A 23,000-nucleotide genomic window follows, 5' to 3' on the forward strand; every position below is an offset into this window, starting at 1 on the left:
TACCATCCCAACAGAAACTCTTATTTCTGTCGAGCCTATGCCTCAGCTTGAAAAACAAGCTATTCGTTCCAGCCTCAAAGCATCTAGCTGGGATGGTGTATTTGCGGCTATCTTTACTAGCATCACTGGTGGTGTTTTACTGAGTAACTTTTTGTTGCAGTTAGGCGCAAGCCCAATTGAAATTGGGATGGTCTCCTCAGTGCCGATGGTAGTAAATTTGCTGCAACCCGTAGGCGCGTATCTCTCAGAGCGCACTACCTCTCGTCGTTGGTATGGAATTTGGATCTACGCTCCAGCAAGGTTACTCTGGTTAGTTTTAGTCTTAATTATTGCTTGGAATTGCTGGCATCACATTGAGTCGCACACTTTAGTCATTTTGACTTTAGTAATGGTATTGATTACAAATCTGATGGGAGCTTTTGGCAGTGCTTCCTGGCTAAGTTGGATGGCGGCGTTAGTTCCCCAAAAGTTGCGGGGGCGCTATTTTGGTGTGCGGAATAGTGCCACTAGCTTAACTAATCTCATTGGTGTACCACTGATGGGTTTAGGGATATCTGTTTTCCCAGGAGGGACTATTCAAGGCTATAGCTTATTCTTGCTTCTGGGAGTTGTGGCAGGACTTATGAGTTTAGGATGTCAGTTGCAGATGGCAGATGTTAATCCGCAGCAACAGGCAGTATTAGGAAACAATCAAAGCTTATCTGCAACAAAGATTAAAGATTCAAATCCTCCCCCGCTTACTGGAAGCGTCGAGCCTAACTTTTTGCGCTTTATGTTTTATGTCATGTGTTGGGCATTTGCTGTGAATGTTAGCGCCCCCTTTTTCAATCTCTATCTGCTAGATAACTTGGGTATAGATGTTAGATGGGTAACAATCTATAGCAGCTTAATGGCTGGAGCTAGTTTACTAATGTTGGTAGTTTGGGGGAAACTGGCAGATAGAATTGGCAACCGTCCAGTTTTAGTATTAGTAGGGATATTGGTAGCATTAACACCTTTACTTTGGTTAGGAACTGGCAGTAATTTTGTTTGTGTTTGGGTTTGGTTCCCACTGTTACACTTGCTGATGGGTGGAACTAATGCTGCTATTGATTTATGCAATAACAATTTGTTGATGGTGGTAGCACCTAAGAATAATCAAGCTAGTTATTTTGGGACGGTTGCGGCTGTTGCTGGGGTAGGTGGCGCACTAGGAACTACAGCAGGTGGGTTTCTAGCGGAATTTGTCGAATACGGTGGTTTACTAGGTTTGTTTGCACTCTCTTCTGTGCTACGGCTGGCAGCGCTATTGCCTATGATGTTAGTTCAGGAGAAACGTAGTCAAACTTTGATACAGGTAATGCGAAGTCTCTTACCTATCAAACCTCAATTTGTTCCCATTCCAACCCTGCAATTGGTTTCTCGGTCAAAATAGAAAAAATTCAAGAAAAATTAAAAAGGTCACAATGAAGGTAGATTGATAATTTAATTTTTCAATTTATTTATAGCCCCAAGCTCTCCAAATAGCATGAACCCTGTTGACTATCTCCGCATCAGCTTGATTGACCGTTGTAACTTCCGGTGTCAGTACTGTATGCCGGAAGGGTCAGAATTAGATTATCTTCTGCGCGAACAGTTACTAACTGATGAAGAACTACTGACGCTGTTACAAGAAGTATTTATACCAGTAGGATTTACTAAATTTCGCTTAACTGGTGGGGAACCGCTACTACGTCCAGGGGTGGTGGATTTGGTAAGTGCGATCGCATCTCTACCCCAAACTCAAGATTTATCCTTAACTACCAATGGCTTTTTACTGCCAAAGATGGCGCAAGACCTCTACGATGCTGGTCTGCGTCGAATTAATATTAGCTTAGATTCACTGGTTGCAGAAACCTTTGACCAAATTATCGGCAATCGTGGTCGCTCTCGCTGGCAGGAAGTTTGGGCTGGGATTCAAGCTGCTCACAGAGTCGGTTTTGACCCTCTCAAGCTGAATGTAGTAGTAATTCCCGATGTCAATGAGCAGGAAGTTGTAGATTTAGCTGCTCTTACTATTGACCGCCAATGGCACATCCGCTTCATTGAATTTATGCCAATTGGTAACGCTGATATGTTTAATACTCGTGGTTGGGTTCCTTCAGAAGAATTAAGACAACGCATCCGTGATGTTTATGGTTTGACAGAATCAAAAGTGCGTGGTAATGGCCCCGCAGATGTTTTTCAAATTCCAGGTGCTAAAGGCACACTAGGATTTATTAGTCAGATGTCAGAATGTTTTTGCGATCGCTGTAACAGAATGCGCTTATCTGCCGATGGCTGGTTGCGCCCCTGTTTACTGAACGAAACAAATCAAATTGATTTAAAAACCGCCCTCCGTGCTGGCATAGCTCCAGAGCAACTTAGAGAGCAAGTCAGACAGCTACTAGCTATCAAACCAGAAATTAACTTTAAGCAACGTGACTCCGGTGCTACTGGTGCATATACACGCACAATGTCGCAAATTGGTGGCTAAAAGCTATCAGCCTTCAGCAGTCAGCTTTGTAGTTGACTTGCTGCTTTTCTTCACATACTTAGAGCAACCTGATAAATATCAGGAACCCAATAGCTGATAGCTGATAGCTGATAGCTGACAGCAATTATGCTTGACGTGAGTAGTACTCAACAACTAGCAATTCGTTGATAGTCAAAGCTACCCATTCACGCTCAACCAAACTGTTAACCTTACCAGTGAGATTGGTTTTGTCAAACTCTAAGTGGTTAGGAACGTTAGCTAAACCAGGATTCTGTAGGTTTTGTTGTACACGCTGGCGGGAAGCCTCGCGGTTTCTCACAGAAATTACTTCACCAGCACGGCATTGGTAGCTGGCAATATCTACCACACGACCATTAACGGTCACATGACCATGATTCACAAGCTGGCGGGCTGCTGGAATGGTAGGAGCCATCCCCATGCGAAATACGGTGTTATCCAGGCGCATTTCTAGCAGTTGCAGTAATACCTGACCCGTAGAACCACTGGCACGACGCGCCCTGCGGACATAGCGCAGCAGTTGCCTTTCGGTTACACCATAGTTAAAGCGTAGTTTTTGCTTTTCTTCTAGGCGGATAGCATACTCTGAACGCTTTTTGCGGTTCTGACCGTGCTGACCAGGTGCATAGGCACGGCGAGCAGTTTTGCGGGTTAAACCAGGTAGGTCGCCCAAGCGACGGACAATCCGTAAGCGTGGGCCTCGATATCGCGACATATAACTTCCTCTGTTGGCTCCTAATTAAACTTTACCCAAAAGTTCTAGTTTTACATACTTCTATCCTAAGTGTATAGAGTCTTAGGAAAAAATTTGTTAAACCAGTGAACAGCCAACACTCAAAAGGCAACATTATGACAGTTTCAAATTTGAGAATTGTGTCCATGATTCCCAGTGCTACTGAGATTGTTGCTGCTTTGGGATTAACGGATGCTATAGTTGGGCGATCGCACGAATGCGACTATCCCCCAGAAATCCAAAATCTACCAGTTTGCACCCAAGCACGATTAGATTCTAATCAACCCAGTGCAGTCATTGACAACAGTGTAAATGATTTATTGAAATCTGCACTCAGTATATATGATATTAAAGTTGATGTTTTAAAACAATTGCAACCAACTCACATCCTGACACAAGATCAGTGTGATGTTTGTGCTGTTAGTCTTGCAGATGTAGAAAAAGCAGTTGCTCAATTAACAAATAGTCAGCCGCAAATAATTTCCTTACACCCTAATTTATTAGCTGATATTTGGACTGATATTGATACTGTTGCTCAAGCTCTGAATACTGATTCTAACCGCTTAATAGAAGACTTACAAGCTCGCGTAAAAATTTGTGAGCAAAAAACACAAGCACTGATGGAAACTAAGCAACCAACTGTTGCTTGTATTGAGTGGACTGACCCTTTAATGTTAGCAGGAAATTGGATTCCAGAAATGGTGACAATTGTAGGAGGTCAACCACTATCTGTAGTATCAGGTCAAGCATCGCCAAAATTTGCTTGGGAATCTTTAATCGCAGCTAATCCAGATATTATTATTTTTATGCCTTGCGGTTTCAATTTAGACCGCACACGCCAAGAAGCGCAATTATTAGCGCAACGTCCTGAATGGGAAAATTTGCGTGCAGTTCAAACAAAAAGAGTATACATTACTGATGGTAATTGGTACTTCAACCGTCCAGGGTCAAGGCTTGTAGATTCTGTAGAAATTCTCGCAGAAATTTTACATAATGAAGTCTTTAGTTATGGATATGAAGGTAAAGCATGGCAGCATTTTTAGTTTGCGGCAATTACATATTAATCTAAACGCCCTTGACAGTAATGAAATAAAAATAACTACCGAAGCATCGCGAAGCCCTACTGCAAGCATCGCACATTCACCAGTAAAATCAAATAGCACGCCCTCAAACTCAATAATTTATGTCTGCACCACTGGTACTTAACCTGTTAGAAGGTTCCGTCTCTTTTAGCTTTACCCCTGAAGCGGCTAAAGAATTACAGTCTACTCTCCATGAACTAATGCAACGCCTAAAAGCTAAAGTTGCGGCAGCATCTAGTGGCGCTACTGGCAGACCAACTCCCCAAAAGTCAGTGGAATATCAATATACTGGTGATGTGTTTCTAGAAATTTTCTGCAATCCTAATATTTGGGCTACTCCATTTGCAGCTAAAGTTTTGATTACTCTGCGCGATGACCGTATTCGTTTGACTACTGAAGCCGAATTAACTCGTGTGGTTGATGATGTTAGTCAATATCTAGATAATGTCGTCTAGTTTAGTACTTGGATGTCAAAATTGATTTAATTATCTTCCTGTCGGAAGATGGCTTTAACGTTCCGATTTGCCAACAATACACAAGAGTCTAGGCATTAGTATTTCCTTGATTGGTAGCACTAGGTCTATCTCTAGTCGTCAGAAAAAGAGCAAGCTTCAGCTTGCGATATTTTGATAACGATCAAACATACATTAATCATTCCTACTCAGAGGCTACATGAACTCTGGTCATCTGCTTCAATTAATGCAAAAAGGGTTGCGCGTGACAATAGGTGCGACAACTTCTTTGGTGGAAACTATACAAGACCCTCAAAAGCGAGAAGAAAATCTTTCTCAGCTTAAGTCAGAGTTAACTGAAAAAGTACAACAGTGGGAAGAAAAAGGGGAGGTTACTGAGCAAACTGCTCGAAGTTTTGTTGACTCTTTCGTAAGACAACGAAACAATCCTACTTCTGCAACAACAGAAAACCCTTATGAATCGGTAACACCTCCAAACTCACCTACTCCGCCAAACGTGCAGCAAGATATTCAGGAATTAACTGATCAATTAGCTGCTTTAAGGTCTGAGTTGGAGAAGTTGCGCGAGACTGAATGATGATGTTCTTTTTGCCTTCAGGAGGTACACAATATTTGTGTACTTCCTCTAGGTAAGTATTCAGTCGCAAACTATTGATAGTTTTTTTATTTTTAAAATTAAATATAGTTTAATCAAAAAATTATGCTTGATTTGGGTGAAAAACTGAAGAAGCGATCGCATACTCAATCATTCATTAATATAATCACAGATTAATTAAAAAACCCGATTAAAAGTCAATGAGCCTAGTGTAATTACACTAGACTCATTTTAGGTTTTGAGTTTGAGTACTCAATGAGTTAAATTTCAAAAAATTAATAGTTCACAACTAAGGGTGGACAGATTTCGCAGGTTGAAAATTTTACCTTCAACTATCAACGCATCATTACTAGACCTTTGTTTGGCTTGACTCTTTTCACAGAAGTACTTTGCCACTTTTATTTCGTCTAAGTTGAGCTTCTTACTGCGATCGAGCTTCTGACAGGAGACACCACGTCTTAGCTCTTTGGTTGGTTTATCCAGTTGTTTATTCCTGGTTGGTGCCTACTATTTAAGTTAGCATAATCGCTATTACTAGCAATTAGTTGTTTACGAAAATTTACATAATTTAGATCGGTGAATCTACATTAGATTAATGAGTAAAAATTACAAAGAATGTTTTTTTATCGCAGATGTGAGCAGATAACGCAGATGACGCAGATGTAAACTAAGATTTTATCGACTTATGCCAGAAGTCTATTAAAAACCAATTCGGGGGGTCTCTAGAGAGAAATAGAGATTAGCTACCAGCTTGCGTAAAGAAATGTAAAAATGGATGAACGAGTTAAATGACTAGCTAGTTTAATCTAAATACTTATGTCTTCTTCCCCACAGTACCGTAGCGGTAACGAAATTCGGCAAACATTCCTAGACTTCTATGCTCAACGTGGGCATCAAGTTCTGCCTAGCGCGTCTCTAATACCGGAAGATCCTACCGTACTGCTGACTATTGCGGGGATGTTGCCGTTTAAACCAATTTTTCTGGGACAGAGAAATTCTGAATTTCCCCGCGCTACTTCTTCCCAGAAATGTATTCGCACTAATGATATTGAGAATGTGGGACGCACTGCACGTCATCACACATTCTTTGAAATGTTGGGTAATTTTAGCTTTGGAGATTATTTTAAGGAACAAGCGATCGCATGGGGTTGGGAGTTATCCACAAAGGTATTTGGTTTACCCCCTGAAAACCTAGTTGTCAGCGTGTTTGAAGACGACGACGAAGCATTTGCTATTTGGCGCGACCAAATTGGCGTTGCTGAAAAGCGGATCAAACGCATGGGGGCAGATGATAATTTTTGGGTATCTGGCGCGACTGGCCCTTGTGGCCCATGTTCAGAAATTTATTATGATTTTCACCCAGAAAAAGGTGATGACAATATAGATTTAGAAGATGATTCTCGGTTTATCGAGTTTTATAACTTGGTGTTCATGCAATATAACCGAGATGCAGAAGGTAATTTAACACCTTTGCAAAATAAAAATATTGATACGGGCATGGGTTTGGAACGGATGGCGCAAATCCTCCAAAAAGTGCCAAATAATTACGAAACTGATTTAATTTTCCCGATTATTAAAACTGCGGGGGAAATTGCGGGAATTGATTACGTCCAGAGTGATGAGAAAACGAAGGTCTCTTTAAAGGTAATTGGGGATCATGTGCGGTCGGTTGTTCACATGATTGCTGATGGTATCCGCGCTTCTAATGTGGGTCGTGGTTATGTTTTACGGCGATTAATTCGGCGGGTTGTGCGTCATGGGCGGTTAATTGGGATTTCAGGAGAATTTACGCCTCAAGTTGCGGAAAGTGCGATCGCACTCTCAGAATCAGCTTATCCCAATGTGCGTTTGAAAGAAGCCGCAATTAAAGCGGAATTGCAATTAGAAGAAAACCGCTTCCTGAAAACTTTGGAACGTGGCGAAAAACTCTTAGAAGAAATTATCGCCCAAATTAAACAGCAAGGTAAGCAAGAAATTAGTGGGGAAAGTGCCTTTACTTTATATGACACTTACGGATTCCCTTTAGAATTAACTCAAGAAATTGCTGAAGAACAAGGTCTTACTGTTGATCAGACAGGTTTTGAGACTGAGATGCAGAAGCAAATCGAACGCGCTAAGGATGCACACGAAACGATTGATTTAACTGTGCAAGGTTCTTTAGATAAGTTAGCGGAACATATCCACGCAACTGAATTTTTAGGTTACAAACAAGCTGCTGCTAATGCAAAAATTGAAGTTTTGCTAGTAGGTGGTAAGTCGGTAGAGGAAGCAGAAGCAGGAACGGAGGTGCAAATTGTCCTTGATAAGACACCATTTTATGCGGAGTCAGGGGGACAAATAGGCGATCGCGGTTATATTTCTGGTGATGCAATTGTAGTGCGGATAGAAGATGTGAAGAAGGAATCAGATTTCTTTGTTCACTTCGGACGCATTGAACGCGGTACATTACGAGTAGGTGATGCAGTCAACGCCCAAATTGATCGTAGTTGTCGCCGTCGCGCCCAAGCAAATCATAGTGCAACTCACTTGTTGCAAGCTGCGTTAAAGAAATTAATTGATGAATCCATTGGACAAGCTGGTTCTCTGGTATCTTTTGATCGCTTACGCTTTGACTATTCCTTTAACCGTGCGTTAACACCGGAAGAAGTGCAACAAGTAGAAGAACAAGTTAATACTTGGATTGCTGAAGCGCATACTGCCCACATTGAGGTTATACCATTAGCGGAAGCGAAAGCTAAGGGTGCAACTGCGATGTTTGGGGAAAAATATGGCGATGAAGTGCGGGTGTTAGATTTCCCTGGTGTTTCGATGGAACTTTGCGGGGGAACTCATGTTAGCAATACTGCGGAAATAGGAGTATTTAAAATTATCTCCGAAACTGGTGTTGCTGCGGGTGTACGGCGGATTGAAGCAGTGGCGGGGTCTTCTGTACTAGATTATTTAAATGTACGGGATAAGGTAGTTAGGGAATTAAGCGATCGCTTTAAAGCTAAACCCGAAGAATTACCGGAACGTATTACCAACATCCAAAATGAACTTAAAACAACGCAAAAAGAACTAGAAACCCTCAAAGGACAACTTGCTATTGCTAAATCTGATCAACTATTAACGCAAGCTGAAACTGTAGGCGATTTTAAAATTGTCGTCGCTGAAATGGAAGGTGTAGATCCAGAATCTCTGAAGACAGCAGCAGAAAGATTAGTGCAAAAATTAGGTGAAGGCGCGGTTATTTTAGGGTCAATTCCTGAAGCCGATAAGGTTAGTTTAGTAGCAGCTTTTAGTCCTGTTGTCAACAAAAAAGGCTTGCAAGCTGGTAAATTTATTGGTGCGATCGCTAAAATCTGCGGTGGTGGTGGTGGTGGCAGACCTAACCTTGCTCAAGCAGGTGGACGCGACCCCAGTAAGCTCAAAGAAGCCTTAGAAAGCGCCAAAAAACAGATAATCGATCAGTTGGCAACGGATGGTTGATCTGTTGTATCCCTGAACAATTCGCTATATAACGGATATAACGGATGGTTGATCTGCTAGGGAAAATAAATTTGGCAACTTACAGATAACTTATCCGTTACATCTTTACCCCTCTCTCCTCTCTCCTCTCTCCTCCCCCCTACCCAATATGGCTAAAATCAACCCCTACACCCTCCAAATGCAAGTTACCCGTATGTTCCAAGACGGGCAAGGCTTCTTTGCAACTATGAAAGTACAAGATTGGCTGCGGGAACGTAATGAAGATCCCGCAACTTATGATATTATCTTTCATCAAAAGCCCGCACCACCAGGATCAAAAGAAGTAATTTCTATTGAAATTGAACTGCGCCGTAAAGATGGCAAACCTGTAGATTCTTGGTTGCAAGAACAAGTTAATCATCACGCCTAAATAAAAAATAGCCTGTGTAGATTACTGATTGAAATGTAATTGTAGGGGTAAAACTTACGCGCAATTATCGCACAATTGTAATATTTTCGTACTTCAAGGAGGGTTTACGTTTTTTTTCGATTGACTTGTAATATTTGACGTAATTAACTAATCGGTATTGGTACATAAATTTGAGTTTACCCATTGGTTTAGGATTTTGCCCGTAGTTGTTTCCACATGGCATAGATGCCCAAATACCACCAACTTTGCAGACAGCATTTTCAAAGCGTCCAGCTTTGACATCTGCGATCGCACCTTTTTGGATGATAAAATATAACGCTATTTTGTCTTGAGAACCTGGGGAAAAGTCTTTTAATTTCAACTTATATTTTAAGCTATCCCAATTAAAATCCATGACTTGGTAGCGCCCAGCAGCCGTTGAACAAACGATGCGTGCGTTGATTGAAGCACATTGTTTAATTTTTGGGTGTTTGGAAAAGTTACTGAATTTACCATTAAAAACCAAAATGTGGTACCCTTTCTTAGCTACTGTGCCTGTTTCTGCCCAAGCGATCGTATCGAGAAAAGCTTTAACCCTAAGTATTTTGAGATCAGCAGATAGTGCAGCTTCTGAAGATAAGGGAAGTAGCAATAACCATAGGAATAATACGCCCAAAAATTTCAGCCGTTCTAGGCTAATAATTCTTAAATTCAAATTGCACCCCTTTAATCGTCACTTTCAAAGTCTTCTTAAGACTTTAAATTAATTTGGGCATTTTGAATGTTTTTGCTAAATTTATGTAATATTTCCTTAATCTTGTTAAGTAAATATTATCTTAAGAGAGAAAAGAAACGCTTGTTACAAATAGTGTTACTACACTGATAAGGATATATACTCCAACCAGATATTACTTTTTCAATCAAACTTTGTCTTCTTATACGCGCAACTTCTTGTGAATGGCATTGGGGACATTGACTTGAGGTTGAGAAATTTATTAAGAACATAGTTAATGAACCCTGAAATCATAAGTATCTGTTATTATGCTATCTGAGCAGCAGTTAATCAATTAGAGCTATTTGTCGTATATTCACTAAGCCATTAAGCTGATTCTTCCACTGCTAGTTAGCTAATAACATCAACAGGTTGCTGCTTTAGGTATAAAATCAAGCTATATTAAGCTTTGAGGTATACTTAAAATAAAAAAGCATAAAAATATAGTTGGGTAATTTCAATGAATTCCACTAGATTTAAGGGGCATAATCAGATAGCCTTCAAAGATAGTGTTTGTTCAAATGTGCAATACCTGAATAATGTGTGAGGAAATGGAACAATTTTCTGTACTAGGCTTTCCCGTTAATCTGTCGGATGATTATTCTCAATGGTTGATCTCTCGTGTCAACCAAAAAATGGGTAGTCATGTGGTGACGCTTAATGCAGAAATGGTAATCCAGGCAGATAGCAATCCTGATTTGGGTAACATCATCAAAAATGCTGAGTTAGTAGTTCCTGATGGCTCAGGTGTTGTACTCTATTTGCGACTTTCTGGAAAAAAACAAAAACGTTGTCCTGGGATTGAACTAGCAGAGTTATTGTTAGGACAAGCGGCTGAACTTGGTGATTTATGCCCTGTGCTGTTTTATGGAGGCGCACCAGGGGTTGCTGAGAAAGCAGCAGAAAATATGATTGCAAGTAAGCAAGATTTAAAAAATTTAAAACTTGTAGCTGCCCAGCATGGTTTTCTTTCACAAGAAGAACAAGTAGCATTTTTAGAAACTATCAAGGAGAAACAACCTAAACTAATTTTGGTAGGATTAGGAGTTCCGCGTCAGGAGTTATGGATTGCTCAACACCGCTATCTTGCCCCAGAGTCGATTTGGATTGGTGTTGGTGGCAGTTTTGATATTTGGGCTGGAATTAAATCAAGAGCGCCTGGTTGGTTAGCAAATAATCATCTGGAATGGCTATATCGGCTTTATCAAGAACCTTGGCGCTGGCGAAGGATGATGGCTTTACCACAGTTTGCACTTCGGAGTTTTGGGGAGTTGGGTTTAAATAGCTTGCAGCGTTTTCAATTCAAGGGGTAAAAGAGTTAGGGGGTGATGAGGTATACCAGTATATGCCCTTACCCCTCAGAGCAAGAGCATGAAGCTTTGGTAGTTTCGGGGATGCTAGATATGAATTCATCCCTGTTGAGATAATAATCTTAGCAGGGTTTTTTAAGGTAACTTTCGATATTTACTTTTCTTTCCTTGATAGTTGATGATTAATTTTCCAAGGCTGAACGTCCTGCTTGTTGCTGCTGAATGCGTTCTAAGCTACCAGTAGGGATGGAAGCAATAAGTTGACGGGTATATTCTTTTTCTGGTTCGCGATAGAGGGCTTCGGCAGAACCAATTTCTTCAATTTTTCCTTGGTTCATTACTATGATGCGATCGCTCATAAATTTAACTACACTTAAATCGTGAGAAATAAAGATATAAGTTAAGTTAAATTCTGCCTGCAATTCTTTCAATAAATTTAGTACTTGCGCTTGTACTGAAACATCTAAAGCTGAAACTGATTCATCACAAATGATAAATTTAGGGTTAAGTGCTAACGCCCTTGCGATCGCAACTCGTTGACGTTGACCGCCTGAAAATTCGTGGGGATAGCGGTTCATCAAATTCGGATTTAAACCTACACGATCTAATAAGTAAGCAACTCTTTCTTGACGTTGGCGAGGGTTTTTACTCACACCATGAATTATTAGCGGTTCCATCACTGCATCACCAATTTTGATGCGAGGATCGAGAGAACTAAAGGGATTTTGGAAGACAATTTGCATCTCCCGCCGTAATTTACGCAACTGTTGATCGTTAAGGGTAAAGATATTTTGCCCTTCAAATAGTACCTGACCATCGGTTGGTTCAATTAACCGTAATAACGTCCGCGCTAGGGTAGTTTTACCACAGCCGGATTCTCCTACTAATCCTAGAGTTTCACCTTGATAAACATCAAAGGAGACGTTGTTTACAGCCCAAACATAGCGTTTAGTGCGACCAAATACTCCTTTTTCTGGAAATCCAACGCGCAGGCTGCGGATACATAATAGCGGCGCTGCTGAAGAGATTTCGGCGGGTTGATTTACCTCAACGGTTTGAGAGAGAGAATCTATTCTATTTAAATCTACTGGTTTTTCTTTAATCTCTACTTGTCCACTTGAAGTAGTAGTGACTTCCATGAAGTCGGAAACAGTAGGAAGATATTTTAAAGGTTGATCGAGGCGAGGACGACAAGCTAATAATCCTTTAGTATATGGATGTTGTGGATTTGAGAAGATTTGCCACACTGATCCATATTCCACAATTTTTCCTTGATACATGACGGCGACGACATCGGCAATTTCGGCGATAATGCCTAAATCGTGGGTGATGAATAGCATTGACATCCCACGGCGATCGCGCAATTCTCTTAATAAATCTAGTATTGTTGCTTGTACAGTGACATCTAAAGCTGTAGTTGGTTCATCGGCAATTAACAACGCGGGGTTACAAGAAATTGCCATTGCGATCATTACCCGTTGCAACTGTCCGCCGGAAAGTTGATGGGGATAACGATCTAGCATTGATAATTTATAGCTATTAATATGTTGGCTGATTTCGCGATCGCGCACATCAACTACTGATTCATCAGTTTTATGCTTACCGAATAGTTCCCGTTTACGGGTTTCTATATATCTTTCCCCTAATTGTTCATCACTTGGAATTAATTTTACTTCTTGGAGTAGTGCGATCGCACTCCGACGCGCTTCTGCTGGTGAAACATTTTGGTGTAGCCGCAACGCCTCAGTTAACTGAAAACCAATCGTGTATACCGGATTCAGCGAACTCATCGGTTCCTGAAAAATCATCGCCATCTGGCTACCACGATACTGCTGCATTTTTTGCGATCGCAGTTTTAGTAAATTGATTGGTTCTTTGTTTTTACCTTCTGCATCCACCCCCTCAAACCAGATTTCTCCACCACTAATCTTGCCAGGGCTAGGCACTAAACCCATTACCGCTAAAGAAGTGACAGATTTACCCGAACCTGATTCGCCCACAATTCCGAGTGTTTGCCCTCGCTTCAACTCAAAGGAAATACCATCAACTGCCTTAATCAGCCTTTCATCAGTTGGGAATTGCACCTGTAAATTGCGAACATCAAGGACGGTATCAATCATTGCATTCAATTAACAATTAACAATTAACAATTATCCTAAATTTGGTTTCTCTAGCGCCTGTATTTGCTTGCGCTACCTGCCCAGAGAATCTCAAACCTTGTAATTACATTATGCTGGGTAAGTTTTAATATTAACAGGGCTTAGGCAGAGATTCCCTCTAGCAGGGTTAAAAAAGGGGGAAGATTCAAAGTCCCCCTTTTTAAGGGGGATTTAGGGGGATCTAGGTTTGAGGCTTGCGTGAGTCCTGATTAAATTTTAAGGTACTAGACGTGACCCAACGGGACATTCTATCTTTAATGAATTGCTATTGGAAATTTTTATGTTTGTCGGCGGTAATTTAGAAGGCTTATTAGTTACACAAATACCTACGCCTGTGCTAGTGTTACCATTAATTTTTTTAGCAAATACAACGCTAGTATAACTAGGAAATTCCGCAGTTTTTGCTTGAGCCGTTATGCTAACACGCTGCTTAAGATCGCCATCAGGTCTGATCTGATAGCGGTAAGACTCAGTTTCTGAGTTAGTAACAATATTAAGCTCATCTAAGTTAGCGGCAAATTTTCCGGTTTTACTGTAATAAGCTTGCTGTGCTTTGTTCACTATATCCAAGTATTGTTCTGCTATACTTGGTCGAGGTTTATTTGCTTGAGTATTAAGGTCTATTATTTCAGCATCTTTAGGTAATGTTGTTAGATTAGATATCTTTCGCAAGAAGATAGATTTAGAATTAAAAGTCCTCGGTCTGGTTTTACCAGGGGCGTTTTCCCCTATATGTAGCTTTCCTTTTGTTATCTCAAAAATTGTTGTAAGTTTTTGATCGCTATCACCAAACATATCTATTTGCATGGGATTGGTATTGGCATTAATTTTGTAACCGACTTTATAATTCATTTTACTCGTTTGTAAAACTTCATTCTCTGCCCCATATATAGTAAAGGGTACTATCATAAATAATTGGTTTTTGGGGGTAAAAATCATGGTTACTAATATACCTGATGAGGGGTCTTTTCCTTGCCATTTTCCTACTAACTGGTTTAATATTTTTTGATTTTTTGTAACTATCTGAGTTTGCTTAACTGTTTTTGCTAGTGATGATTGAGTAATGATGGGCATCCCCAAAGCAAGCAAGATTAACATTACTCTAAATGGCATTAATTTGGTTGAATTAAAAGCTTTAAGCATCAAGGTAGGTAGGGTAGAGGTAGTTTTCATCAAATTATTATATAACTATTTGAATTTTAACCATAGTCAAGGAGGTAAGCTGTTGTGTTTCTAAATTTTATCTTTGAGAAAGAGAGGAGGGAGGAGAGAGGGGAAGAGGGTTTGATAATTTTTCTCTCAATTAAAAATGTATAAGTTTATTTGCGCGTTAGTTTAAATCAAATGAAATACACCTCTGCAAAAATTCAACGTGCGTTACCTAAAATTAATGTAGAGACGTTGTATACAACGTCTCTACTTTCGCATCATAGGAGATGTCTAATGTCAAACCCTATCCCATCCCCATAATAGGGATAGGATAAAGATTTGAAACCAAATCTAATTAATAATTGTTTTTACCGTTGAGGTAATAGTCTCTAGTACCTTTGGAATTGATGGCTTCTCCCAATCTATTTAAAGCATGAATATATGCTGCTGTTCGCATGGAAATAGATAAATCTTGAGCAATTTTCCAAATATGCTCAGTTTCTTCTACCATTTTTTGGTGCAATTTTTGATTTACTTCATCTAGTGTCCAATAAAGTCCACTGCGATTTTGTACCCATTCAAAATAGCTAACTGTAACACCACCTGCGTTAGCTAATATATCAGGAACAACTAAAACTCCTTTTTCTGCTAAAATTTCGTCAGCAGTAGAAGAGATTGGTCCGTTAGCGACTTCAAAAATGTACTTTGCTTTGATATTATGGACATTAGCTTCAGTAATTTGGTTTTCTAAAGCTGCTGGTACAAGAATGTCTACATCTAAAGCTAAAAGTTCTTCGTTTGTAATTGATTCATGCTCAACAATGTTACAAACTGTGTCTTGGCAGTAAACGGCTTTTATGCCTTTACTAGATAATTTATATTGGCGAATGCTGGGAATATCTAATCCTTGTTTGGCATAAATAGCGCCTTGAGAATCACTTACTGCAACGACTTTATAACCAGCTTTTGATAGTAAGTCTGCAATTACAGATCCAGCATTACCGAAACCTTGCACCGCTACTGTTGTTTCTTGAGGATGTCTATCTAGTTTAGACATTATCCTTTCGATGACAAAAAATGCTCCCATTGCTGTTGCGGTGTCTCTTCCTAAACTACCTCCCATTGAAATGGGTTTACCTGTGACAACTGCTGGGGTAATTTTTCGCTGAATAATACTATATTGATCCATCATCCAACCCATAATCATGGGGTTGGTATAAACATCAGGTGCAGGGATATCAATATCAGGTCCGATAAAATCTGCGATCGCATTTATATATCCCCTACTTAATCTCTCTAATTCCATCCGCGATAATGCTTTGGGATTAAGTGTAATTCCACCTTTCGCACCACCAAAAGGTAAGTTTAAAACCGCACATTTAAAAGTCATCCAAAATGCTAATGATTGCACTTCATCCATTGAAACATTCGGATGATATCTTATTCCTCCCTTTGTTGGTCCTCTGGTATTGTCGTAGCGCACGCGATAGCCTTGAAATACTTTTAAAGAACCATCATCCATGCGTACTGGAATAGAAACTGCTAAACTGGCTTGGGGATATTTTAAATGTTCAGTAGCATCATCGGAAATAGATACATATTTAAGTGCTTTTTCTAGAATTTGACTGGCATCAGACAATAATGATTTAGACATCTGATTATTACTCCTACTGCTTGTCTGTGCGAAAAGTTCAATTCCCTTTACAAATAACTAAAATAGCTGGTTCAACTTTGGTTAAATATTTCCAAAGCTGAGGCTAAATATAGTAGGCGATCTCATTTTTAATAAAATTCCAATACTGTCTTAAAATTAAGGCACTGTTAACATCATGCACCTTCATTTTAAGACTAAGATCTCCGCAAAAACTTAATCAATAAGTTCTGACTAGCTCTACTTCCCTGTTAGTAGGCAACAAATTTTTACAATTAGTTAAGCGGATTAGCGAATGCGTAAACTTTGTTTGATCTGGGAATCTGTTTAACTTTTTAAAGCACAGAATAATTTTTAAGTCGTAACTTAATTATGACAAATAAACGGTATCATAAGTAACAGTTTACAAAAGTTATTAATTTGGCGATCGTTGTTAACCCCACCCCCCAGCCCCCTCCCCTTATTAAGGGGAGGGGGGGGAATTGTTAATTGATCATGCTTGTTGTAGATAGTAATTAAAGCGTTCTCGTAATTGTTCTATTGTGAGTTTGCGAGTCCAATATTCTACTAATGCGTGACCAAATGCCCAGGCGTTGCGTTCAGGTGTTACAGAGTTTTCTAGTACTAGCGACCATAGGGAAAGTAAATCAAAGTTAACAGCTTTAGAGTCGCCCGCATTTAATAGGGAGAATAAGTCATACGCCATTTGCAACTTACCAATAACCACAGGTAATTGTTCTACGGGAATTTGTTCGGCTAACATATAAGCGAGGGCTGGTGATCCAGTTGTCAACGTGGTGAGAAACTGGAGTACAGGACTTTTTAGCAGTGCCGTAAGTCCTTGGGTTGTCGCCATTTGGAAGGTGTAGCGATCGATTATTTTGGCTGCTGCAACAGTACGCGCTTCTAAGTTACGCAAAAAACGAGCAAGTCGAAGTTGTTTTGTAGGTGCGATCGCATCCATCAATGCTAAAGATAGCGCGTCTACTCCCCAAGCTACTCGATTTGTTTTCATATCACCTGTCACAACAGGTAAAACGAAATCACATAAGTCTGCTAAAAGTTCCGCGCGATACTGAGTAGCTTCTCTAATTGCAACTTCCTTGGGTTTTTCTCCCCATTCCCAATCATAAGGCGGTTGCCACTCGCGGATCGGACGCAAACGATCTACTTGAGTTACAATTGCGATCGCAGGTAAATCTTTAACTTCTTTGTTAATCTCTTTCAGAAAATCTACATCCATTTGCAAAGCTGGATCTAATGCTGGCGTAACTAACAGCAACAAATCCGCAGTGGTAGCATAATCAATAACTTGTTCCCGTAAATCTTCACGGTTAACTTGTTCATACCCTGGCGTATCCCAAAGTGTCAGCGTTTCTCCTGTTTCTACCTGCCAATGGTAATTTTGAATTTTATCAGTACTTGGTAAAATATCAACTTCTGCTAAATCTGCTTGAAACAGGGTATTAATTAAACTACTTTTTCCCGCACCTGTGCGCCCCGCCAAGATGATATTGACAGGTTTTTGTTCAACTTGCTCAACTGGTTCTGCTTTCGTCAGAATGTCTCGCAGGGTTTGCGTTTTAGCCTTGGGTAAAGTTGGACTGGGAACGGATAATTCTGTAGTTGTTAATGTGTCACCACTGTAGAGTGCGATCGCCTGCCGACATAAATTTCTTAGTGCAGCTTCCCGCAGCAGTTGACTCACATTGACTAACAATTGCTGAGAAGCTTGGTTATTGTAAGGCTTAGTAGCTGTCTTTGCCACTGCTGCCACAGGATTTAATACCCACTGCGCCCAATTCCATACTTGCCAAAGTTTACGAGCAGACGGTTCTAACTTACGATAAACCTCATAAGCTTCATAAGCTTGCCCAACCGTAGCTTGATTTAAAGCAGGGGATAATTGCTGAATCCAGCGATCTAAATCATCAACTGTTCCTCGGATTAGGGTGTAAACCTGGGGAATATAAATGTTGAGTAGGGGATACTTTAATTCAGGATTGTATATTTGTGCGATCGCAGCCACAAGTTCTTGACAACGCTGCCAAAAAGTTTGCCAATCTTCCCAAATAGGGCGATCGCTTTGTGCTGTTGTTAAGATTTCTTGCAGTGCTACTTCTGCTTTACTAGCAGTATCATTTCCCTCTGCTTGCAGTTTTGCATCCCCAGAAGCAGATGCTAAATCTTTACTAACCTGCGCGATTACAGATTCCATCTCATCAACCATAGGTTGAGTCCATTTCACCAGCAACCAACGCCAACCTAATAAAATGACGGTAAATATACCCCAGATCCAATTAATCCGCCATTCGTGAATTTGTAATCCAGCCGCCACCAACAAAAAACCGATAATTGACGCAACAGGAAGCGCCAACACAATCCACTGCCAAAGTTTTAATCGCACCATTATTTACACCTACCATTATTTGCAGATCGCTGGTTTCGAGGATTGATGATAAGAGAGTAAATAACTTTAATTGTAAGATATTATACTTAGCACTAATTTTTAGCTGCAAGCATGACAATTTTGACCGAACAAATTCTCTGTTCTGAAGCAGCAATATTTGCTACCGCCGAGTCTCGACACCCAGAACCCTTGCTGTATGGTGTCACAGATGGCAAAGCCGTTGGGACGTACTTGGAACAAAAATTTAGGCTTTATTTAAAGGAAAGGTACGAGTTTATAGATGGTAATTCAGCCAGTGGAATCGACTTTCCAGGGCTACTTATTGATATCAAAGTTACAAGTATTAAACAGCCACAGTCATCTTGTCCTTTCAAATCTGCACGGCAAAAGATTTATGGGCTTGGCTACTCGCTGATGATATTTGTCTATAACAAAACTGACAACAGTATAAATAGGACTGCAAATCTGAATATTTTGCATACGATATATGTAAGTGCTGAAAGAACAGCAGATTTTCAGATGACTCGTGGTATTCGTACTATTCTGGCAAATGAAGGTAATAAAGATGATTTGATAGCGTTCATGCTCGATCGCAACTTACCTATTGATGAAATTGAAGCAGCTAACATAGCAGACGAAATACTTATTAATCCTCCTGCACAGGGATTTTTAACCATTTCTAATGCTTTACAATGGCGGCTCCAATATGGAAGAGTAATTGAGCGTGCTGGTCAAGAAGAAGGAATAATTGCTATTTATAGAGCTAATTTATGATTCATGCTGTTCAAAGAACAAAAATAGAATACGGAGATTTTCAAACACCTTCAGAACTAGCTGAAAAAATATGCTCCAAGTTAGTACAACTTGGAGTCATTCCCGATGTTATAATTGAGCCAACCTGTGGGGTAGGTAATTTTATTGACGCTGCTGCACATTTTTTCCCATCAGTCGATAAGATTATTGGCATTGAAATAAATTCCAATTACTTACAAAAAATTAAAACAAAAGATTTATTTATTAAAAGTACAAGAATTGAGATTAAAAACGCAGATTTTTTTCAATTTAATTGGATTTCACTAATTAACCAATTAAGTGGAAAAATTCTGATTCTTGGTAATTTTCCTTGGGTAACTAATTCACAGCAAGGAACTATTGGCGGGGGGAATTTACCAGAAAAGAATAATTTTCAAAACCATAGCGGTTTAGACGCAATTACAGGTAAGAGCAATTTCGATATTTCAGAATGGATGCTAATTCAGGCTATTCATTGGCTACAGAACCGCGACGGCTACCTAGCGATGCTCTGTAAAACTTCTGTTTCAAGAAAAATATTAAGCTATATTCATTCTAAAAAGCTCAATCTTGTCTACTGTGCAACTTATAAGATAGATACCAAGAAGTATTTTAACGCTAATGTTGAAGCCTGTCTATTGTTTTGCAAGTTTGACTTAGGATCACAAAATTACTTCTGCGATTTATTCAGCAGTCTTGAAGACTCAGATTATCAGAGAATAGGATACCGAGATAATGTTCTTGTTAGAGATGTAGCTTCTTTTGATAAATTGAGGAAACTTTCTGCTAAAAGTATCCAAGCAAAATGGCGTTCTGGGATTAAGCATGACTGCTCAAAAGTAATGGAACTTCGTAAAATAGATAATGTTTTGGTAAATGGTTTCGGAGAATCGGTAGAAATTGAGGATACTTATCTTTTTCCTTTAATAAAAGGCTCTGATGTGGCTCAAAATCGGATAAAGACTACAGAAAAATTTGTTATAGTTCCTCAAAGGTTTGTGGGTGAAGAAACTGATAACATTAAGAATTTAGCTCCTAAAACTTGGCAATATTTAGAGTCTCATGCTAGATATTTAGATGTTAGAAAAAGTAAAATATATCAAAATAACCCTCGCTTTTCTATTTTTGGAGTTGGTTCATACACTTTCGCAGCTTGGAAAATAGCAATTTGTGGACTTTACAAAAAGTTGGATTTTAAATTGATAGGCGAAATAAATAACAAACCTGTTATTTTTGATGATACTGTTTACATTCTTAGCTTTGATAATGAACAAGCTGCATACGAAACATTTAAACTACTGACTTCTCCATTAGCAATAAGCTTTTATTCATCTCTAATCTTTTGGGATGAAAAGCGTCCAATAAAGTCTAGTATCTTAAATAGCTTAAACCTTGCAACACTAGCAGAAGATTTAATAAATAGTAAGACAGTATCCAGCATCAGTTGATCAACTGTTACTTTACATCTGCGTTTATCTGCGTGCATCTGCGGTTAATTAACCAAAACTATTGATCACCGCTTCATACCCTTAAACCGTTCTTGCGCCGTCTTAAATGCCTCTTGCATCACAGATTGAATTTTCTGAGGATCGGGTTTCTTCCCACCCATTAAATCACCAAAATAAACACAAGCACCTTCACCTAAAGCCCAAGTATATGCTGCTGCCCAAGAAGCCGCGATCGCACTGCCAAAACCAGGCACAAATTTAACTAATTCACGCCTTACAGCTTGCGCTACAAAACCACCTGCGATCGCACTCACAACTCCCCCCGCTTGCGATGGTGTCAGCGTTTGCCCATACAATTTTCCTAACAAACCCACCATTGATAATTGCAACGCCGTTAGCACAGGCATACTGGCAAATGGTACAGGTACAACTTCAACTGTCGCCGCCATAATCGCAAACGCCAACATATAACGCCGTCCGACATCTCGGTAAAGATTACCAATTTCTATACCAGCTTTTTCATCTAATAACTCATAAATTGCCCGCGATTCTGCTTCTGGAAGTAATTCTGCTAAAGTATCTCGGAATGCTTCTAAACCATAAAATACTGGGTTGTAACCGTCTTCTTCTAAAGTAAAGTCAAGCATAATAGAGCGATCGCACAAACCAGTAAAAGCTTCCTTAATTGCACTAAAAGCGCGATTTACTTCTTCATACTCTGGGGGATATGTGGGATGATCTGTTACATCCGCAGGATAAGCTTCATGCAAACAAGTAACAGCTAATAAACAGGGAATTTCTGGATACTCCTTTCTTAACTGGCTAGCAATTTTTCGCAGAGTATCAGTAGCAAAATCATTAATCTTAACAGTTAGAATCAACACCCTAGCGCGACGGGTTTGATGTTGTAAATCTCCCACCAGTTCCTCAATCAGCGCCTCAGTTTCCTGGTTGACATCTCCCAGCCCGACTGTATCGGTAAAAATCAGCAACGGCAATTCACCCGAAGGATAGGCATAGCGTTCAGTATTTTGCGTATGGGGACGAAAACCCTGACCGACAATTTCCGCAGAAACGCCTGTAACACCCCGAACAATGGAACTTTTTCCCGCTTGTGGCTTACCAATTAATAACGCTTCTGTGGTAGGTAGTTCCGCGCGTACAGCCTCCAAAATCTCTGCAACTTGAGATTCACTGACGTTAAACCAATTACCCACCATCTGCGGAATATCGGTAGGAACCAATTCCCTCAAACGTCCTGTGGCATTGTTCCAAACACCGCCGATGCGATTTTTCCACGAATTATCAACCGATTTATTCACATCAGTCAATTCATCAGACTGCTGAGAATCAGTTGGGGGCAAGTTAGTATTATTATTTTGCTCAGTCATTTCTGGGCATGGATTACCTGGATACTACCACCAGCATAGAGACTAACCGCACTAGATTTATCTCTCGTTAAGCTGGCATTATTGACATTAAAGCCAAATTTTTCCAATAAGCCAACAAAATCTATCTTAATTAACTTCCAAGCTGTTTCCGTTTCAAACAGTAGAAAAAATAAAGCCAACCCAGGCCAAAATAGCCAATTAGTCGGGGCATGAAAATCTACTACAGCCAATACACCTCCTGGTTTTAATACTCGATATACTTCCTTAAGAATTTGTTGCAACTGCTCTGGCTGCATTTCGTGCATCGCCACACTGGTATGCACTAAATCAAACTGATTGTCAGGAAACGGCATTTCTTCTGCAAATGCCTCCACATACTTAGCTTGAGGGACATTGTTTTGAGCGCGTTTTAGTGATAAAGGTGAGGCATCAAGCCCTGTAACGTTATCAGAGTATTGCACCAGAAATTTTGTTGCTTGACCACTACCGCAACAAAGGTCTAGGATTTTAGTGCTTGAATCAATCGTTAAACCTTCTAAAGCTAACTGGCGAAACCTGGTTTCTCCACCTACAGCCACAGAGGATAGTTGCGCGATCGCATCATACAACCATTGATAGCGGTAACTCCAATCCCTTAAAATCGTTGCCACAATTACCTCCACTATTG

At 39.9% G+C, this 23,000-nt stretch carries 18 protein-coding genes; 10 read left to right on the forward strand and 8 right to left on the reverse strand.

Features of this window, described 5'->3' with window-relative positions:
- Window positions 1-37 precede the first annotated feature (37 nt).
- Window positions 38-1,414: an MFS transporter gene (locus tag CRI9333_RS14295; RefSeq protein WP_232229333.1), complete on the forward strand. Its 1,377-nt coding sequence runs from the start codon at window positions 38-40 to the stop codon at window positions 1,412-1,414.
- A 93-nt stretch (window positions 1,415-1,507) separates the two neighbouring features.
- The gene (moaA, locus tag CRI9333_RS14300; protein ID WP_015203871.1) at window positions 1,508-2,494 is read left to right on the forward strand and encodes a GTP 3',8-cyclase MoaA; all 987 of its coding nucleotides are present in this window, start codon (window positions 1,508-1,510) and stop codon (window positions 2,492-2,494) included.
- Window positions 2,495-2,618: 124 nt separating this feature from the next.
- Here moaA and rpsD read toward each other — a convergent pair whose 3' ends face one another.
- The gene (rpsD, locus tag CRI9333_RS14305; RefSeq protein ID WP_015203872.1) at window positions 2,619-3,227 is read right to left on the reverse strand and encodes a 30S ribosomal protein S4; all 609 of its coding nucleotides are present in this window, start codon (window positions 3,225-3,227) and stop codon (window positions 2,619-2,621) included.
- A gap of 134 nt (window positions 3,228-3,361) precedes the next feature.
- On the opposite strand from rpsD, the gene CRI9333_RS14310 reads away from it, so the two are divergent.
- The 5 genes from CRI9333_RS14310 to CRI9333_RS14330 all read left to right on the forward strand — a co-directional run bounded on the left by CRI9333_RS14310 (window position 3,362) and on the right by CRI9333_RS14330 (window position 9,272).
- Window positions 3,362-4,288, forward strand: a complete 927-nt coding sequence (locus tag CRI9333_RS14310; protein WP_015203873.1) for a cobalamin-binding protein — start codon at window positions 3,362-3,364, stop codon at window positions 4,286-4,288.
- A 140-nt stretch (window positions 4,289-4,428) separates the two neighbouring features.
- On the forward strand, window positions 4,429-4,782 hold the full coding sequence (locus tag CRI9333_RS14315; protein ID WP_015203874.1) for a hypothetical protein: 354 nt from the start codon (window positions 4,429-4,431) through the stop codon (window positions 4,780-4,782).
- Window positions 4,783-4,999: 217 nt separating this feature from the next.
- Window positions 5,000-5,377 (forward strand): hypothetical protein, encoded by a 378-nt coding sequence (locus CRI9333_RS14320; protein ID WP_015203875.1) that lies wholly within the window; start codon window positions 5,000-5,002, stop codon window positions 5,375-5,377.
- A gap of 834 nt (window positions 5,378-6,211) precedes the next feature.
- Window positions 6,212-8,863 carry an alanine--tRNA ligase gene (gene alaS / locus CRI9333_RS14325; protein WP_015203876.1) on the forward strand — a complete coding sequence of 884 codons (2,652 nt, stop codon included), beginning with the start codon at window positions 6,212-6,214 and terminating at the stop codon, window positions 8,861-8,863.
- Window positions 8,864-9,011: 148 nt separating this feature from the next.
- A complete protein-coding gene (locus CRI9333_RS14330; RefSeq protein WP_015203877.1) occupies window positions 9,012-9,272 on the forward strand; it encodes a hypothetical protein in 261 nt (86 codons plus the stop codon).
- A 64-nt stretch (window positions 9,273-9,336) separates the two neighbouring features.
- Here the strand turns inward: CRI9333_RS14330 and CRI9333_RS14335 are convergent, their stop codons facing one another.
- Complete coding sequence (locus CRI9333_RS14335) at window positions 9,337-9,966, reverse strand: glycoside hydrolase family 24 protein (protein WP_015203878.1); 630 nt, start codon at window positions 9,964-9,966, stop codon at window positions 9,337-9,339.
- A 596-nt stretch (window positions 9,967-10,562) separates the two neighbouring features.
- Between CRI9333_RS14335 and CRI9333_RS14340 the strand changes: the two genes are divergently transcribed.
- Entirely contained in the window at window positions 10,563-11,336 is a 774-nt protein-coding gene (locus CRI9333_RS14340) for a WecB/TagA/CpsF family glycosyltransferase (protein WP_015203879.1), read from the forward strand.
- A gap of 179 nt (window positions 11,337-11,515) precedes the next feature.
- Here the strand turns inward: CRI9333_RS14340 and CRI9333_RS28150 are convergent, their stop codons facing one another.
- The 4 genes from CRI9333_RS28150 to CRI9333_RS14360 all read right to left on the reverse strand — a co-directional run bounded on the left by CRI9333_RS28150 (window position 11,516) and on the right by CRI9333_RS14360 (window position 18,702).
- Window positions 11,516-13,453 carry an ABC transporter ATP-binding protein gene (locus CRI9333_RS28150; RefSeq protein WP_015203880.1) on the reverse strand — a complete coding sequence of 646 codons (1,938 nt, stop codon included), beginning with the start codon at window positions 13,451-13,453 and terminating at the stop codon, window positions 11,516-11,518.
- A 255-nt stretch (window positions 13,454-13,708) separates the two neighbouring features.
- Window positions 13,709-14,665 carry a type IV pilin-like G/H family protein gene (locus tag CRI9333_RS25010; protein ID WP_015203881.1) on the reverse strand — a complete coding sequence of 319 codons (957 nt, stop codon included), beginning with the start codon at window positions 14,663-14,665 and terminating at the stop codon, window positions 13,709-13,711.
- Window positions 14,666-14,996: 331 nt separating this feature from the next.
- Entirely contained in the window at window positions 14,997-16,295 is a 1,299-nt protein-coding gene (locus tag CRI9333_RS14355) for a Glu/Leu/Phe/Val family dehydrogenase (RefSeq protein ID WP_015203882.1), read from the reverse strand.
- 490 nt (window positions 16,296-16,785) lie between these two features.
- The gene (locus CRI9333_RS14360) at window positions 16,786-18,702 is read right to left on the reverse strand and encodes a GTPase family protein (RefSeq protein WP_015203883.1); all 1,917 of its coding nucleotides are present in this window, start codon (window positions 18,700-18,702) and stop codon (window positions 16,786-16,788) included.
- A 111-nt stretch (window positions 18,703-18,813) separates the two neighbouring features.
- Between CRI9333_RS14360 and CRI9333_RS14365 the strand changes: the two genes are divergently transcribed.
- Window positions 18,814-19,476, forward strand: a complete 663-nt coding sequence (locus tag CRI9333_RS14365) for a hypothetical protein (RefSeq protein ID WP_015203884.1) — start codon at window positions 18,814-18,816, stop codon at window positions 19,474-19,476.
- Entirely contained in the window at window positions 19,473-20,942 is a 1,470-nt protein-coding gene (locus CRI9333_RS14370; RefSeq protein WP_015203885.1) for a type II restriction enzyme NspV-like protein, read from the forward strand. Before CRI9333_RS14365 ends, CRI9333_RS14370 begins: the two co-directional genes overlap by 4 nt.
- Before the next feature lie 65 nt (window positions 20,943-21,007).
- On the opposite strand, the gene CRI9333_RS14375 is transcribed toward CRI9333_RS14370, so the two are convergent.
- Together CRI9333_RS14375 and CRI9333_RS14380 are read right to left on the reverse strand one after the other, a co-directional pair.
- A complete protein-coding gene (locus CRI9333_RS14375) occupies window positions 21,008-22,333 on the reverse strand; it encodes a YcjF family protein (RefSeq protein WP_015203886.1) in 1,326 nt (441 codons plus the stop codon).
- Window positions 22,330-22,983 (reverse strand): class I SAM-dependent methyltransferase, encoded by a 654-nt coding sequence (locus CRI9333_RS14380; protein ID WP_015203887.1) that lies wholly within the window; start codon window positions 22,981-22,983, stop codon window positions 22,330-22,332. The genes CRI9333_RS14375 and CRI9333_RS14380 overlap by 4 nt, the downstream gene beginning before the upstream one ends.
- Window positions 22,984-23,000 lie beyond the last annotated feature (17 nt).

Origin of the sequence: Crinalium epipsammum PCC 9333 (genome assembly GCF_000317495.1) — a bacterium.
Classification (GTDB): Bacteria; Cyanobacteriota; Cyanobacteriia; order Cyanobacteriales; family PCC-9333; genus Crinalium; species Crinalium epipsammum.